This window comes from Rhizobacter sp. P5_A1 (assembly GCF_056400745.1).
This window is the reverse complement of sequence record NZ_JBFUKR010000006.1, coordinates 24870-38962: the sequence shown is the minus strand read 5'-3', so window position 1 is coordinate 38962 and position 14093 is coordinate 24870. Positions and strand designations below refer to the sequence as shown.

Sequence of the window (14093 nt, the reverse complement as noted above, 5' to 3'; positions counted from 1 at the left end):
GGCGTGACGCACCACACCATCGCGATCCACCACGTCGTTCAGGTGCTGCAGGGCACCGAGCGGCGCGGCGTCGCCAGTGCGCCGCTGCTGCAGCGCGCCGGCATCTCGGCCGCCTTGCTGGAAGCGCCGCGCGCGCGTGTGTCGCAGGAGCAGTATGCGCGGCTGCTGCGCGTGGTCCAGCGTGCGCTGCGCGACGAGTTCTGGGGCCTGTGCAGCCAGCCGCTGCGGCTCGGCAGCTTCGCGCAATGCTGCCGGTTGCTGATCCACACGCCGACGCTGGCCGATGCGCTGCGCGTGGGCTTTCGCTACTTCCACGGCGAGCTGCCCGACTTCGTGGCCCGTCTCGGCGTTGCCGACCGGGTGGCGACCGTGCGCATCGTGACCCCATTGCCGCCCGAGCCCTCGCTGCTGTATGCCGAGCGCACCTTCCTGTTCTTCACCTTCGGACTTGCGTCGTGGCTGGCGGCGCGGCGCATTCCGCTCACCGCCGTCGGCTACCGCGGTCCGGCGCCGCCGAATGTCGCCGAGACGGCGCGCGCGTTCCAGGCCAAGGTGCGCTACGGCCAGCCGCACTTCAGCCTGTCGTTCGAAGCGCGCTGGCTGCAGCTGCCGATGGTGCAGAACACGCAGAGCCTGCGCGAATTCCTGCAGCAGGCGCCCGCCAACCTGCTCGTGAAATACCGCGACAAGGCCAGCGTGACCGAGCGCATCCGCCGCCTGCTGCGCAGCCACCTGCGCGACGAGATGCCGTCGCTCGACGAGGTGGGCCGCGTGCTCGGCATGACGCCGCAGACGCTGCGCCGCCGCCTGCGCGAAGAAGGCCAGGGCTTCCAGTCGCTGAAGGACAACCTGCGGCGCGACGCGGCGATCGACTACCTGGCGCGTCCGGACATGACGCTGCTCGACATCGCCGACCAGATCGGGTTTTCGGAAGCGAGCACCTTCCACCGCGCCTTCAAGAGGTGGACCGGCGTGGCCCCCGGCGAGTACCGCGAACGCCACCGCTGAAACTTTGCGCCAATCTCGTTGGCCGTGACGGTCATTGTCGCGGCGGCCCTGCGCCGGCATCCTGAGCTCCATGTCACAGGAGCCGTCGTGAACCGCAACGTCCATGTCGTCGGGGTCGGAATGATCCCGTTCACCAAGCCCGGGGCGAGCGACCCCTACACCGTGATGGGAGCGCGCGCCGCCGGTGCGGCACTGCAGGATGCCGGCGTCGACTACCGCCTCGTGCAGCAGGCCTACGTGGGTTATGTCTATGGCGACTCGACCGCGGGCCAGGCCGCGTTGTACGGCGTGGGCCTCACCGGCATTCCGGTCTTCAACCTGAACAACAACTGCGCGACCGGATCGAGCGCGTTGTTCCTCGCGCGCCAGGCCGTCGAGAGCGGCGCGGTCGAATGTGCGCTGGCGCTCGGCTTCGAGCAGATGCAGCCGGGCGCGCTGAAGGGGGCGTACGACGATCGCCCGTCACCGGTGGCGCGCTTCGCCGACACGATGATCGGCCTGCAGGGCTGGGACGAGAAGGCGCCGCGCGCGGCGCAGTTCTTCGGCGGCGCCGGACGCCACTACATCGAGCGGCACGGCATCCGGCGCGACACCTTCGCGCGCATCTCGGTGAAGTCGCGCCAGCATGCCGCGCGCAATCCGTTCGCCGTGTTCCGCAACGCGGTCACGCTCGACGAGGTGCTCGCCGCGCCGATGGTGTTCGACCCGCTGACCCGGCTGCAATGCTGCCCACCGACCTGCGGCGCGGCCGCGGCGATCGTCTGCTCGGCCGACTTCGCGCGCCGCCATGGGCTCGACACGAGCGTGCGCATTGCCGCGCAGGCGATGACCACCGACATGCCGAGCACTTTCGACGGCGGCGACATGCGCAAGGTCGTGGGCTACGACATGGCGCGCGCGGCGGCGACCCAGGTCTACGAGGCGGCCGGCATCGGGCCCGAGGCGCTCGACGTGGTCGAGCTGCACGACTGCTTCACCGCGAACGAGCTGATCAGCTACGAGGCGCTGCAGCTCACGCCCGAAGGCACGGCCGAGAAGTTCATCCTCGACGGCGACAACACCTACGGCGGGCGCATCGTCACCAACCCGTCCGGCGGGCTGCTGTCGAAGGGGCATCCGCTCGGCGCCACCGGACTCGCGCAATGCGCCGAGCTGGTGTGGCAGCTGCGCGGGCAGGCCGAGCAGCGGCAGGTCGAAGGTGCGCGGCTGGCGCTGCAGCACAACCTGGGCTTGGGCGGCGCGTGTGTCGTCACGCTGTACGAGAAAGTCCAGTGATCGATCGCCGCCACATCGGGCACGCGCTGCCGGTGTTCACGGTGCCCGTCGAAGCGGGCCGCCTGCGCTTCTTCGCGAAGGCGACCGGCAACACCGACCCGGTCTACATCGACGAGGCCGCTGCGCGCGATGCCGGCCATCCGCAGCTGCCGGTGCCGCCGACCTTCTTCTTCTGCCTCGAGATGGACCAACCGAACCCGGCTGCGCTGCGCGAGCTGCTCGGCATCGACTACCGCCGCCTCCTGCACGGCGAGCAGCACTTCAGCTACCACACGATGGCCTACGCCGGCGATCAGCTGCGTTTCGCGCCGCGCATTGCCGACATCTACGACAAGAAGGGCGGCGCGCTCGAGTTCGTGCTGCGCGAGACCCGCGTGACCAACCAGCACGACGCACTCGTGGCCGAGATGAAGTGCCTGACGGTGGTGCGCCATGGCTGATCGCATGAGCTACGCCAGCGTGCAGGTCGGCGACGTGCTGCCCGTGCTCGAGGCCGAGCCGATCAGTCGCCTGACGCTCGCGCTGTACTGCGGCGCCTCGGGCGACCACAACCCGATCCACGTCGACAGCGACTTCGCGCGTGCCGCCGGCCAGGACGACGTGTTCGCGCACGGCATGCTGAGCATGGCCTACCTGGCGCGGCTCGTCACCGCCTGGGTGCCGCAGCGTGCGATCCGCGCTTTGAGCACCCGCTTCGTCGCGATCACGCATGTCGGCGACCGCATCACCTGCCGAGGCACGGTGGCCGAGAAGCTGGCCGGTCGGCAGGTGCGGCTGGCGCTCACGGCGCAGGACCAGGGCGGCACCGTCAAGCTGGCCGGCGAGGCTATCGTGGAGCTTGCATGACGCGGGCCGAGCGCCGGGCCGCTCCCAAGCCGGCCCGCATCCCCTCGGGGGATCGGCCGACGTACCCGTCGGACGAGGGGCTGTCATGACTTCCTGGATGAGCGAAGACATCGTGCTGTTTCGCGACAACGTGCGCAAGGTGTTCGAGCGCGAGTTCGCGCCGCTCGAGGAGCGTTGGCGCCGGCAGCACCTCGCCGACCGCAGCGTGTGGAAGCAAGCCGGCGAGATGGGCCTGCTGTGCACCAGCATCCCCGAGGCATACGGCGGCGCGGGCGGCACGTTCGCGCACGAGGCGGTGGTCGCATGGGAGCAGGGACGCGCGCTCGTCAACAGCTTCAGCATCAACGTGCACAGCGGCATCGTCGCGCACTACCTGCTGGCCTACGGCAGCGAGGAACAGAAGCTGCGCTGGCTGCCGAAGATGGCCACCGGCGAGCTGGTCGCCGCGATCGCGATGAGCGAGCCCGGCGCGGGCAGCGACCTGCAGGCGGTGCGCACGAGCGCCGTGCGCGATGGCGGCGACTACGTGATCGAGGGCGCCAAGACCTTCATCACCAACGGCCACCATGCCGACCTCGTGTGCGTCGTCGTGAAGACCGACGCGTCGCGCGGCGCGAAGGGCGTGTCGTTGCTGATGGTGGAGACCGCCGACCTGCCCGGCTTCCGCCGCGGCCGGCTGCTGGAGAAGATCGGCCAGCACGGGCTGGACACCGTGGAGCTGTTCTTCGACGGGGTGCGCGTGCCGGCCGCGAACCTGCTCGGCGACGAAGAAGGCCAGGGCTTCAGGCAGCTGATGCAGCAACTCGCGCGCGAGCGGCTGCTGATCGCGATCGGCGCAGCGGGCATGATGCAGCGCGCGGTCGACGAGACGCTGGCCTACGTCGCGCAACGCCAGGTGTTCGGCGAGGCGCTGCTGGCGCTGCAGAACACGCGCTTCAAGCTGGCCGAATGCCAGACCGAGACGACGATCGCGCAGACCTTCGTCGACGCCTGCATCGAGCGCCAGCTCGCCGGCACGCTCGATGTGCCGACTGCCGCGATGGCCAAGTGGTCGACGACCGAGAAGCTGTGCCGCGTGGTCGACGAATGCCTGCAGCTGCACGGCGGTTACGGCTACATGACCGAGTACCCGATCGCACGGCTGTATGTCGACGCGCGTGTGCTGCGCATTCTCGGAGGAGCCAACGAGGTGATGAAAGAGCTGATCGCGCGTTCGATGGAGCGCGACGCATGACCTCCGCCACCAGCCTGTGGGAGTGCCTCGCGGCGTCGGCGCGGCGGGTTCCCGACAAGCCGGCCGTGCAGTTCTACGGCAGTGCGCTGTCGTACGGCGAGCTGGTTCGGCAGGCCGAGGCGCTCGCCGGCTGGCTGCAGCGCAGCGCGCATGTGAGGCAGGGCGACCGCGTGCTTCTGTTCTGCCAGAACTGCCCGCAGTTCATCATCGCGAGCTATGCGGTGCTGCGCGCCGACGCGGTCGTCGTGCCGGTCAACGCGATGTGGACGGCCGATGAAGTGGCGCACGTCGTCGACGACAGCGGCGCGCAGGTCGCGCTGGTCGCGCGCGAGCTCGCGGACCGCGTGCGGCCGAGCCTGGAGCGCGGCGCGTTGCGCGCTGCGCTCGTGATCGACTACGCCGATGGGCTGACCGCGGACAGCGATCGCAGCGTCCCGCCATCGATCGCCGAGCGGCTGGCGCCGATCCGCGATGCGCGATTCACGCCGTGGCGCGACGCATTGAGCGGCAGCGAGGCGCCGCTGCCGCATCGCGCCAGCGCGGACGACCTGGCCGTGCTGCCCTACACCTCGGGCACGACCGGCCGTCCGAAGGGTTGCATGCACACCCACGGCACGATCCAGGCCGCGAACCGCGCGGCGGTCGCGTGGCGCGGCCAGACGAGCGATGCCGTGTTCCTCGGCATCGCTCCGATGTTCCACGCGCTCGGCATGCAGAACGGCATGAACCTGCCGCTGATGCTCGGCGCCACCGTCGTGATGCTGCCGCGCTGGGACCGCGATGCCGCGCTCGCGTTGATCGAGCGCTATCGCGTCACCAGCTGGGCGGCGCCGCCGGCGATGCTGATCGACTTCTTCGCCAACCCGGCCGTCACGCCCGAGAAGATTCGCAGCCTGACGCTGGTGAACGGCGGCAGCGCCGCGATGCCGCCCGCGGTGGCCGACGCGATGAAGGCGCGCTTCGGCATTGCCTACAACGAGGGCTACGGCATGACCGAAACGGCCTCGTTCCTGTACGCCAACCCGCCGCAGCGACCGAAGCTCGGCTCGCTGGGCGTGCCGGGGCCGGGCGTGGACGCGCGCGTCGTCGACCCGGTCACGCTGCAGCCGCTGCCGCAAGGCGAGGTGGGCGAGATCGTGGCCCATGCAGCGCAGGTGATGAAGGGCTACTGGAATCAGCCGCAGGCCAGCGCCGAAGCCTTCGTCGAGATCGACGGCCGGCGTTTCCTGCGCACCGGCGACCTCGCCTGCGTCGACGAGGACGGCTACTTCTTCATGAAGGACCGGCTCAAGCGGATGATCATCGTTTCGGGCTACAAGGTGTGGCCGGCCGAGGTCGAGAACACGCTGTACAGCCACCCGGCGATCCACGAAGCCTGCGTGATCGCGACCCGCGATGCGCGCCAGGGCGAAGCGGTGAAGGCGCTGGTCGTGCTGAAGCCCGGCGCCGTACTCGATGTCGCCGGGTTGATCGCCTGGTGCCGCGAAGCGATGGCCGTGTACAAGGCGCCGCGCTTCGTCGAATTCGTTGCCGAGCTGCCGAAGTCGAGCACCGGCAAGATCCTGTGGCGCGAGCTGCAGCAGCGGGAGCACGCATGAACGATGCGGTGCTCTATGACCTGGTCGACGGCGTCGCGACCCTCACGCTGAACCGCCCGGCGCACAGGAACGCGCTCGACGAGGAGGTGCGCGCCGGGCTCGCGTCGTGCGTCGCCGAGATCGAACGCGACCGTGCGGTGCGCGCGGTCGTGCTCGCCGGATCGGGCGGCGCGTTCTGCGCCGGCGGCGACCTGCGCGGCATCCGTTCGGCCGAGCTCGACAACGAGGGCTGGCGCGAGCGCATGAAAAGCGCACACGCCTGGCTCGCGCGCCTGCTGAGCCTGGACCGCGCGGTCGTCGCCGCGGTCGACGGCCCGGCCTTCGGCGCCGGCTTCAGCCTCGCGCTGGCGGCCGACTTCGTCGTCGCGTCGCCGCGGGCGCGCTTCTGCCTGTCGTTCATGCGGCTCGGCCTGGTGCCCGACTTCGGCGCCCTGCACACCTTGCCGCGCATCGTCGGCGTGCAGCGCGCGAAGGAGCTGATGCTGTCGGCCCGCGAAGTCTCGGCCGATGAAGCGAAGGCGCTCGGCATCGTGCTCGAGCTCGTGCCACAGGAGCAACTGCTGCCGCGTGCGCAGGCACTCGCCGCGAGCTTCGTGCACGCCTCGCCCATGGCGGTGAGCCTGGTCAAGCGCGCGCTGGCCGCCGGCCCGACCGACCTGCACACGATGCTCGACATCGAAGCCGACGCGCAGGCGCTGTGCTTCGGCAGCGCGCCGCACAAGGCGGCAGTGGCCCACTTTCTCGACAAGCAACCGGCCCTTTTCCAGTGGCCGACAGGAGACTGAAGACATGAGCAGGATGATGGACAACAAGGTCGTGATCGTCACCGGCGCCGGCGGCGGCATCGGGCGCGACATCGCGCTGGCGATGGCACGCGAAGGCGCAAAGGTGATCGTCAACGACGTCGGTGCATCGATGACCGGCGAGGGGCGCGACGTGGGGCCGGCGCAGCGCGTGGTCGACGAGATCCTTGCGGCGGGCGGCGTGGCGGCGCCGAACACCGACAGCGTCGCCGACGCCGCGGCGGCCGACCGCATCGTGGCGATGGCACTCGACACCTACGGCCGGCTCGACGCCGTGGTCAACAACGCCGGCATCCTGCGCGACCGCTTCTTCCACAAGATGAGCGTCGACGAGTTCGACTCGGTCATCAAGGTGCACCTGTACGGCAGCTACTTCGTGAGCCGCGCCGCGGCGAACCACTTCAAGGCGCAGGAGTCCGGCGCGTTCGTGCACATGACCTCGACCTCGGGGCTGATCGGCAACTACGGCCAGGCCAATTACGCGGCGGCCAAGCTCGGGATCATGGCGCTGTCGAAGTCGATCGCGCTGGACATGCACAAGTTCAACGTGCGCTCGAACTGCATCGCGCCGTTCGCATGGAGCCGCATGATCGGCTCGATCCCGGTCGAGACCGAGGCCGAGAAGGCACGGGTCGAGCGCATGAAGCAGATGACCCCGGCCAAGATCGCGCCGCTCGCGGTCGCGCTGGCAGGCGATGCGGGCGCCGACGTCACCGGCCAGGTCTTCGCGGTGCGCAACAACGAGATCTTTCTGATGAGCCAGCCGCGGCCGATCCGCTCGGTGCAGCGCAGCGAAGGCTGGACGCCCGAGACGGTGGCGCAGCACGCGCTGCCGGCGCTGAGGGGTTCGTTCTACGCGCTCGACCGTTCGTCCGACGTGTTCACCTGGGACCCGGTCTGATGATCCGCGACCCGGAGATCCTGACCGCGCTGCTCGACACCGTGCGCCGCTTCGTGCGCGAGCGGCTGGTGCCGGCCGAGGAAGGCGTCGCCGAGACCGACCAGATCCCTGCCGACATCGTGCGCGACATGAAGGCGATGGGGCTGTTCGGCCTGACGATCCCCGAGTCGTACGGCGGCCTCGGCCTGACGATGGAGGAAGAGGCGCTCGTGATGATCGAGCTGTGCCAGACCGCGCCGGCGTTTCGCTCGCTGATCGGCACGACGGTGGGCATCGGCTCGCAGGGCATCCTGATGGACGGCACGCCCGAGCAGAAGGACCGCTGGCTGCCGCGGCTGGCGGCCGGCGAGCTGATCGCGTCGTTCGCGCTCACCGAGCCCGAATCCGGCTCCGATGCGGCGTCGATCCGCACGCGCGCGCGGCGCGACGGTGAGCACTACGTGATCGACGGCAGCAAGCGCTTCATCACCAACGCACCCGAGGCCGGCATGTTCACGCTGATGGCGCGCACCGACCCGGCGCAGAAGGGCGCGGCCGGCATCACCGCGTTCATCGTCGATGCGAAGACGCCCGGCATCTCGCTCGGCAGGATCGACCGCAAGATGGGGCAGAATGGCGCCCACACCTGCGACGTGATCTTCGACGGCGTGCGGGTTCCGGCGGCCAACGTGATCGGCGGCGTCGAGGGCCGCGGCTTCAAGACCGCGATGAAGGTGCTCGACAAGGGCCGCATCCACATCGCCGCGGTGTGCGTCGGCGTGGCCGAGCGTCTGCTGCGCGACACGCTGCGCTACGCGATCGAGCGCAAGCAGTTCGGGCAGCCGATCGCCGAGTTCCAGCTCGTGCAGGCGATGCTCGCCGACAGCCGCACCGAGTTGTACGCAGCCCGCACGATGGTGCTCGACGCGGCGCGCCGGCGCGATGCCGGCGAGGACGTGAGCACCGAGGCGGCCTGCTGCAAGTACTACGCCTCGGAGATGGTCGGCCGGGTGGCCGACCGCGCGGTGCAGATCCACGGCGGCGCGGGCTACGTGGCCGACAACGGCATCGAGCGCTATTACCGCGACGTGCGGCTGTTCCGCATCTACGAAGGCACGAGCCAGATCCAGCAGATCGTGATCGCGCGGGGGATGGTGAAGGAGGCAACGTGATGACGAAGGACCCCCTCGACTTCAAGGGCCGCACGGTGTTCGTCGCCGGCGGCAGCAGCGGCATCAACCTCGGCATTGCCGATGCGTTCGCGCGGCACGGCGCGTCGGTGGCGATCCTCAGCCGCTCGCAGCCGCGCATCGACACGGCGCTCTCGCAGTTGCGCGCGCATGGCGTTGCGGCCGAAGGCTACAGCGCCGATGTGCGCGACGCCCCGGCAGTGGCCGACGCGCTGAAGCAGGCGCACGCGCGCTTCGGGGCCATCGACGTGCTGGTGTCGGGCGCGGCCGGCAACTTTCTCGCGCCGGCGCTCGGCATGTCGGCCAACGGCTTCAAGACGGTGGTCGACATCGACCTGCTCGGCAGCTTCAACGTGCTGCGCGCCGCGCACGAGTTCCTGCGCAAGCCGGGCGCCTCGGTCATCAGCATCTCGGCATCGCAGGCCTTCGTGCCGACGCCGTACCAGGCGCATGTCTGCGCGGCCAAGGCGGGCGTCGACATGCTGACGCGCACGCTGGCGATGGAGTGGGGCGGCGACGGCATCCGTGTCAACTCGATCGTGCCGGGGCCGATCGAAGGCACCGAAGGCATCCGGCGCCTTGCCCCCAACGACGCGGAACGCGCCCGCATGACGGAGCGTGTGCCGCTGCGCCGCTACGGCAGCCTGGACGACATCGCCGGCATCGCGATGGTGCTGAGCTCGCCGCTCGGTGCCTACATCACCGGCGTCGTGCTGCCCGTGGACGGGGGCATCTCGTTGTCAGGGCCGCGCGACTTCGGCGCCGCGTGGGCCGCCACGCGGCGGGAGGGCTGAAGCATGTACCTGACGCAAGCGCTTCATCGTGCGCTGCAGCGCCATCCGGGCAAGCTGGCGCTGCGCCACGTCGCCGCCGATGCGGAGCGCGACCACACGTTCGAGCGTCTCATGTCCGAGATCTCGCGCCACGCCGCGGCGCTGCATGCGCGCGGCGTGCGCGCCGGCGACCGGGTGGCGTTGCTGTCGCCGAACAACGATGCGCTCGTCGTGCAGCTGTTTGCGTGCTGGTGGCTGGGCGCAGTGGCGTGCCCGCTGAACGTGCGCTGGAGCGTGGCCGAGCTTCGCCATGCGCTGGGCGACTGTGCAGCCCGGCTGCTGCTCGTCGACGCGGCGCATGCCGGCGCGGCGAGCGAGCTGCAGGACATTGTGGCGCTGCTGCCCGCGGACGCGCTGACCGCGCAGGCGCACGAGCTCGCGCCGCTGGAAGACACGCGCACCGGCGGCGACGCGCTCGCCGCCATCCTCTACACCGGCGGCACGACCGGCCATGCGAAGGGCGTGATGCTGTCGCATGCCAACTTCTGGTGTGCTTCGATGACACGCGGCGCCGAGCTGAACAACTCTCCGGACAGCCTCACGCTGCTCGTCGCGCCGCTGTTCCACGTGGCCGGCCTGGGCCGGCTGATCGGGCAGAGCATCGTCGGCGGCGGCTGCGTCACGATGCCGCAGTTCCGTCCGGCCGCGGCGATCGAGGCGATCGAGCGCCACGACATCACCGACATCATCGTCGTGCCGAGCATGCTGCAGTCGCTGCTCGACGATCCGGCGTTCGCGCCGGTGCGCGTGAAGAGCCTGGACCGCATCGCGTTCGGGGCCGCGCCGATGCCGCCCGACCTGCTGGACCGCGCGCTCGCGGCCTGGCCGCATGCCGAGTTCTTCCAGGCCTACGGCCTCACCGAAACGGCGGGCGCGGTGTGCATCAACCTGCCTGCCAACCACACCGCGCGAGCGCGCGAAAACGGGCGGCTCGCGTCCGTGGGGCGTGCGGGGCTGGGCGCAGAGATCCGCGTCGTCGACGAGCGGGGCCGCGACGTTCCCCGCGGCACGGTGGGCGAGATCGTCGTGCGCGGGCCGATGGTCACGGGCGGCTACTGGGGCCAGCCCGGCGCCACCGTGCAGGCGCTGCGCGACGGCTGGTTCCATACCGGCGACGGCGGCCGCATGGATGCCGACGGCTACCTCTTCATCGCCGACCGCCTGAAGGACATGGTGATCTCGGGTGGCGAGAACGTGTACCCCGCCGAAGTCGAGGCCGTATTGCGCAGCCATCCGGCGCTGGCCGATGCCGCAGTGATCGGCGTTCCCGACGAGCGCTGGGGCGAGGCCGTGCATGCGGTCGTCGTGCTGCGGGCTTCGCATGCTGGCGGCGAGGCGGCACTGCGCGACGAACTGGGGCCCTGGTGCCGGCGCCAGCTCGCCGGCTACAAATGCCCGCGCAGCATCGAGTTCATCGCGGCACTGCCGCTGTCGGCGGCCGGCAAGGTGCTGAAGACGCAGTTGCGGGCGCGGGTTCGAAAGGCTGCGCCGTGACGTTGGGGCCGGCCGCCGACATCGCGGCACGCCGCCATGCGTTACATCGCTGAACCCAAAGACAGGAGGCACACGATGACCCATCTTGACAAGGCCCGTCGCGCGGGGACCCGCCGCCGCGAGGCGCTCGGCCACTTGGTTGCCGCTGCGGCAGCGGTGGCTGGCGTGACGGCCGCCCGATCGGCGCGCGCGGACACGTTCCCGAGCAAGCCGATCATGCTGATCCTGCCGTTCCCGCCCGGTGGCTCGTTCGACCCGATCCTGCGCGCGTTGTGCAACGCGGCGGGGCAGGATCTCGGCCAGCCCATCGTGCTGATGCACAAGCCTGGCGGCGGCGGCGTGACCGGCACCGCGAGTCTCGCGACGATGACCGAGAGCGACGGCTACACCCTCTCGGTGATGCACAACTCGGTGATTCGCCAGCCCTTGTTGATGAAGACCGCATGGCATCCGCTGAGGGACTTCAGCTACCTGATCGGCCTGGCCGGCCTGTCGACCGGCGTGGCTGTCGCGGCCGATGCGAAGTGGCAGACGCTGCCCGAGCTGCTGGCTGACGCGAAGGCGCGCCCGGGCCTCATCAGCTGGGGCAACGTCGGCGCGATCAGTGTCAACCGCATCTACGCCGAGCGGCTGGCGAAATCGGCCGGTGTGCGCTTCAACATGATCCCGTTCAAGGGCGGCAGCGAGGCGTTCCAGGCACTGCTCGGCCACCACCTCGACGTTTACGGCGATCCCGGATTCGGCCCGATGGCGGTCTCCGGCAAGGTGCGGCTGCTCGCCACCTTCACCGAGCAGCGCCTGAAGCGCTGGCAGCAGGTGCCCACGGTGAAGGAGCTGGGCCATGACCTCGTCATCGAGTCGGCGATCGGGCTGGTCGCGCCGAAGAACCTCGATTCAGCGATCGCCACGCGGCTGCATGCGGCATTCAGGAAGGCGACCGACGACCCCGAGTACCGGCGCATGCTCGACGAGTTCGACCTGACCCCACAGTACCGGGCGGGGCAGGCCTATCGCGCGTATGCCGAAGCGCAGCTGGTGAAGGAGAAAGCGATGCTCGACGAGAGCGGGTTCAAGCCGGAATGAGCGACTCCCTGGCCGAACTCGCGGTCTCAGCCTCATTCCGGACGTTCAAGTGACGAGGTAGTCTCTGCCTCAACGAGCGGTCCTGAGGACTGCCGACGTTGACCGTCGCCAGCGCGCGGCGACGAAGTGTTCAGAGCCGCGCTCGCCCCCTGTCCACGCCATTCAGCGGCATGCCCCGACGACCTGGCAAGTGCGCTCTTCATTCTGTCAAAGTTCTGTCGACCATCTAACCAGACGGAGCCGCTATAGAACTTGCCCTGGGTGAGTGAGTACGCTTCTTCGGCAACGGCAATTTCCAGGAGAGGTGCGAGCGTTCTACCCGGTTTAGGAACAAAGAGCGACGTTCCGTCGCTTGTGGGACCCGCGAGTTTCTTTAGTCCGTTCGTCGTCGACGAGCCCCACGTCAATGTACGAAAACCCTTCGGCGCATCGGCAGCTGAAGCCAAGCCTGAAGTCAAAACAGCGACAAGGATCGCGATCACGAATGCGATGGTCTTCATGTGGTTCCGACGTTGAATTGGGGCCGGCGAACGAGTCTCGTTGGCCCAGGGCTACGATGCCGTACAGATCACACCCGCACATGGGACTTTCGTACTAGTCCTCCCTTGAATGCAGTGTCTCCTCCTGTCACGCTCTAAGATCACGCCCGTCAACGCACCGCGCCGGAGTTCGATCCGGATGTCGTCGACCACCGCTGTCGCGGCGGGTGCCATCGCCACCGGAATGAACGTCGTCATCTCCGGTGTCCGAACACTGGGCTCGCCTACGGCTTGCCGGCGCCACTTGTGAACGAGGTTGGCGTTCAAGCCATGGGCCACGCGACCTGCGCCACCGACGCGCCAGGGGCCGCGCACTCGCTCAGTACCTTCAGCTTCAACTTGTCATCGTGACGCCGCCGAGCGCGCCTGGCGTGTTCCATGGTGTCCAACGGCCAGGTCACGTTGACGGCCAATGCGCGACGCCGCAGTTCGATCCGGATGTCATCGCCCGCGGAGGTCGCCGCGGGCGTCATCGTCATCCGATGAGCACGCGATATGCGGAAGACCGGCTGAACGCCGGATTCGTCAGTGCCCTGACGCCCTTGCTGCACCGCGCCGATCTCTGGCTCCACGGGCATGTGCACGACATCCGAGCAAGTCCGCCGCGAGCGTCAACGCTGAGTCAGTCCTGGGCGACTTGCGAACCAATGAACGGCGGCAGAGAGTTCAACATCGCTGAATGCAGTCTTGCCTTCCTCGGGCACCAGAACAGAACGCATCACCTGTTCTTTGCGGCGACCGCTGACATAGTCGGCCAACGCCTTGCTTAGATAGGCCTCGTTCTGGCCGTGGAGTACGGGGAACAAGACGTTGCGGTTCTCCAAGGTTGGCGCAACATGACACGCCATACAGCGCTCCACGACGGCAGGCGCCTTGGAGGTGTCCGCTGCTTGCTTGTCGCCCGCGCCAGAGGATCGGCTGTTGCGGCCAAAATAGTCAGCCAGCGAGGTGATTTCACTGGCCGACAGGCCAGACGCAATGCCTCTCATGAAGAACTGGTCGCGGCCTGAGCCACGGTAGCTTCGCAGCGCACTTTCGATGTAAGAGGAACGCTGGCCCATCAGTTTGGGAACCAACCCAGCATTTTCGCCACCTGCGTCTGCGCTCACGGCGGCGTGGCAGCTGAAACAGACTTCGGTCGCCGTGGTGGCCGCCCAGTTTGCATTAGATTGTTGCGCGCTGAGCGTGGTGCTCATGGATACGAGCACCGCACTCAGTGCGATCAAGGGGCGCGCCATGTTTGACCGCTCCGAACTAGCGACGTTCCACAGCCGGATCACACGGTGTGCCAGTGACGAAAGAGGATCGGC

General features: G+C 68.9%; 15 protein-coding genes. 12 read left to right on the top strand and 3 right to left on the bottom strand.

Translation table 11 applies throughout. The annotated features are described in order from the left end of the window. The first annotated feature begins 3 nt into the window (after positions 1-3). The 12 genes from AC1DTW_RS08235 to AC1DTW_RS08180 all read left to right on the top strand — a co-directional run bounded on the left by AC1DTW_RS08235 (position 4) and on the right by AC1DTW_RS08180 (position 12244). Positions 4-1008: an AraC family transcriptional regulator gene (locus AC1DTW_RS08235; protein WP_477980547.1), complete on the top strand. Its 1005-nt coding sequence runs from the start codon at positions 4-6 to the stop codon at positions 1006-1008. A gap of 87 nt (positions 1009-1095) precedes the next feature. Continuing rightward, on the top strand, positions 1096-2283 hold the full coding sequence (locus AC1DTW_RS08230) for a lipid-transfer protein (RefSeq protein WP_477980546.1): 1188 nt from the start codon (positions 1096-1098) through the stop codon (positions 2281-2283). Then, positions 2280-2723, top strand: coding sequence for a MaoC family dehydratase N-terminal domain-containing protein (locus AC1DTW_RS08225; RefSeq protein ID WP_477980545.1), 444 nt, complete (start codon positions 2280-2282; stop codon positions 2721-2723). The genes AC1DTW_RS08230 and AC1DTW_RS08225 overlap by 4 nt, the downstream gene beginning before the upstream one ends. Next, a complete protein-coding gene (locus tag AC1DTW_RS08220; protein ID WP_477980544.1) occupies positions 2716-3129 on the top strand; it encodes a MaoC/PaaZ C-terminal domain-containing protein in 414 nt (137 codons plus the stop codon). The genes AC1DTW_RS08225 and AC1DTW_RS08220 overlap by 8 nt, the downstream gene beginning before the upstream one ends. Before the next feature lie 85 nt (positions 3130-3214). After that, positions 3215-4363 carry an acyl-CoA dehydrogenase family protein gene (locus AC1DTW_RS08215; RefSeq protein WP_477980543.1) on the top strand — a complete coding sequence of 383 codons (1149 nt, stop codon included), beginning with the start codon at positions 3215-3217 and terminating at the stop codon, positions 4361-4363. Then, positions 4360-5961: a long-chain-fatty-acid--CoA ligase gene (locus tag AC1DTW_RS08210; protein ID WP_477980542.1), complete on the top strand. Its 1602-nt coding sequence runs from the start codon at positions 4360-4362 to the stop codon at positions 5959-5961. Before AC1DTW_RS08215 ends, AC1DTW_RS08210 begins: the two co-directional genes overlap by 4 nt. Continuing rightward, on the top strand, positions 5958-6746 hold the full coding sequence (locus AC1DTW_RS08205; protein WP_477980541.1) for an enoyl-CoA hydratase/isomerase family protein: 789 nt from the start codon (positions 5958-5960) through the stop codon (positions 6744-6746). Before AC1DTW_RS08210 ends, AC1DTW_RS08205 begins: the two co-directional genes overlap by 4 nt. A gap of 13 nt (positions 6747-6759) precedes the next feature. Next, complete coding sequence (locus AC1DTW_RS08200) at positions 6760-7665, top strand: SDR family NAD(P)-dependent oxidoreductase (protein ID WP_477980785.1); 906 nt, start codon at positions 6760-6762, stop codon at positions 7663-7665. Beyond that, complete coding sequence (locus tag AC1DTW_RS08195) at positions 7665-8816, top strand: acyl-CoA dehydrogenase family protein (protein ID WP_477980540.1); 1152 nt, start codon at positions 7665-7667, stop codon at positions 8814-8816. The genes AC1DTW_RS08200 and AC1DTW_RS08195 overlap by 1 nt, the downstream gene beginning before the upstream one ends. After that, a complete protein-coding gene (locus AC1DTW_RS08190; RefSeq protein WP_477980539.1) occupies positions 8816-9628 on the top strand; it encodes an SDR family oxidoreductase in 813 nt (270 codons plus the stop codon). Before AC1DTW_RS08195 ends, AC1DTW_RS08190 begins: the two co-directional genes overlap by 1 nt. A 3-nt stretch (positions 9629-9631) precedes the next feature. Further along, positions 9632-11161, top strand: a complete 1530-nt coding sequence (locus AC1DTW_RS08185) for a class I adenylate-forming enzyme family protein (RefSeq protein WP_477980538.1) — start codon at positions 9632-9634, stop codon at positions 11159-11161. A 75-nt stretch (positions 11162-11236) separates the two neighbouring features. Further along, entirely contained in the window at positions 11237-12244 is a 1008-nt protein-coding gene (locus AC1DTW_RS08180; RefSeq protein ID WP_477980537.1) for a tripartite tricarboxylate transporter substrate binding protein, read from the top strand. Between the two features lie 32 nt (positions 12245-12276). Here AC1DTW_RS08180 and AC1DTW_RS08175 read toward each other — a convergent pair whose 3' ends face one another. The 3 genes from AC1DTW_RS08175 to AC1DTW_RS08165 form a co-directional block, all read right to left on the bottom strand. Continuing rightward, entirely contained in the window at positions 12277-12744 is a 468-nt protein-coding gene (locus AC1DTW_RS08175; protein ID WP_477980536.1) for a hypothetical protein, read from the bottom strand. A gap of 302 nt (positions 12745-13046) precedes the next feature. Continuing rightward, positions 13047-13361 (bottom strand): hypothetical protein, encoded by a 315-nt coding sequence (locus AC1DTW_RS08170; protein WP_477980535.1) that lies wholly within the window; start codon positions 13359-13361, stop codon positions 13047-13049. Positions 13362-13394: 33 nt separating this feature from the next. After that, entirely contained in the window at positions 13395-13979 is a 585-nt protein-coding gene (locus AC1DTW_RS08165) for a c-type cytochrome (RefSeq protein WP_477980534.1), read from the bottom strand. Positions 13980-14093: the final 114 nt, after the last annotated feature.

Coding starts and splice junctions, on each gene's coding strand:
- AC1DTW_RS08175 (WP_477980536.1), bottom strand. CDS start 12,744: ATGAAGACCATCGCATTCGTGATCGCGATCCTTGTCGCTGTTTTGACT.
- AC1DTW_RS08220 (WP_477980544.1), top strand. CDS start 2,716: ATGGCTGATCGCATGAGCTACGCCAGCGTGCAGGTCGGCGACGTGCTG.
- AC1DTW_RS08200 (WP_477980785.1), top strand. CDS start 6,760: ATGATGGACAACAAGGTCGTGATCGTCACCGGCGCCGGCGGCGGCATC.
- AC1DTW_RS08170 (WP_477980535.1), bottom strand. CDS start 13,361: ATGCCCGTGGAGCCAGAGATCGGCGCGGTGCAGCAAGGGCGTCAGGGC.
- AC1DTW_RS08215 (WP_477980543.1), top strand. CDS start 3,215: ATGACTTCCTGGATGAGCGAAGACATCGTGCTGTTTCGCGACAACGTG.
- AC1DTW_RS08185 (WP_477980538.1), top strand. CDS start 9,632: ATGTACCTGACGCAAGCGCTTCATCGTGCGCTGCAGCGCCATCCGGGC.
- AC1DTW_RS08195 (WP_477980540.1), top strand. CDS start 7,665: ATGATCCGCGACCCGGAGATCCTGACCGCGCTGCTCGACACCGTGCGC.
- AC1DTW_RS08165 (WP_477980534.1), bottom strand. CDS start 13,979: ATGAGCACCACGCTCAGCGCGCAACAATCTAATGCAAACTGGGCGGCC.
- AC1DTW_RS08210 (WP_477980542.1), top strand. CDS start 4,360: ATGACCTCCGCCACCAGCCTGTGGGAGTGCCTCGCGGCGTCGGCGCGG.
- AC1DTW_RS08190 (WP_477980539.1), top strand. CDS start 8,816: ATGACGAAGGACCCCCTCGACTTCAAGGGCCGCACGGTGTTCGTCGCC.
- AC1DTW_RS08180 (WP_477980537.1), top strand. CDS start 11,237: ATGACCCATCTTGACAAGGCCCGTCGCGCGGGGACCCGCCGCCGCGAG.
- AC1DTW_RS08205 (WP_477980541.1), top strand. CDS start 5,958: ATGAACGATGCGGTGCTCTATGACCTGGTCGACGGCGTCGCGACCCTC.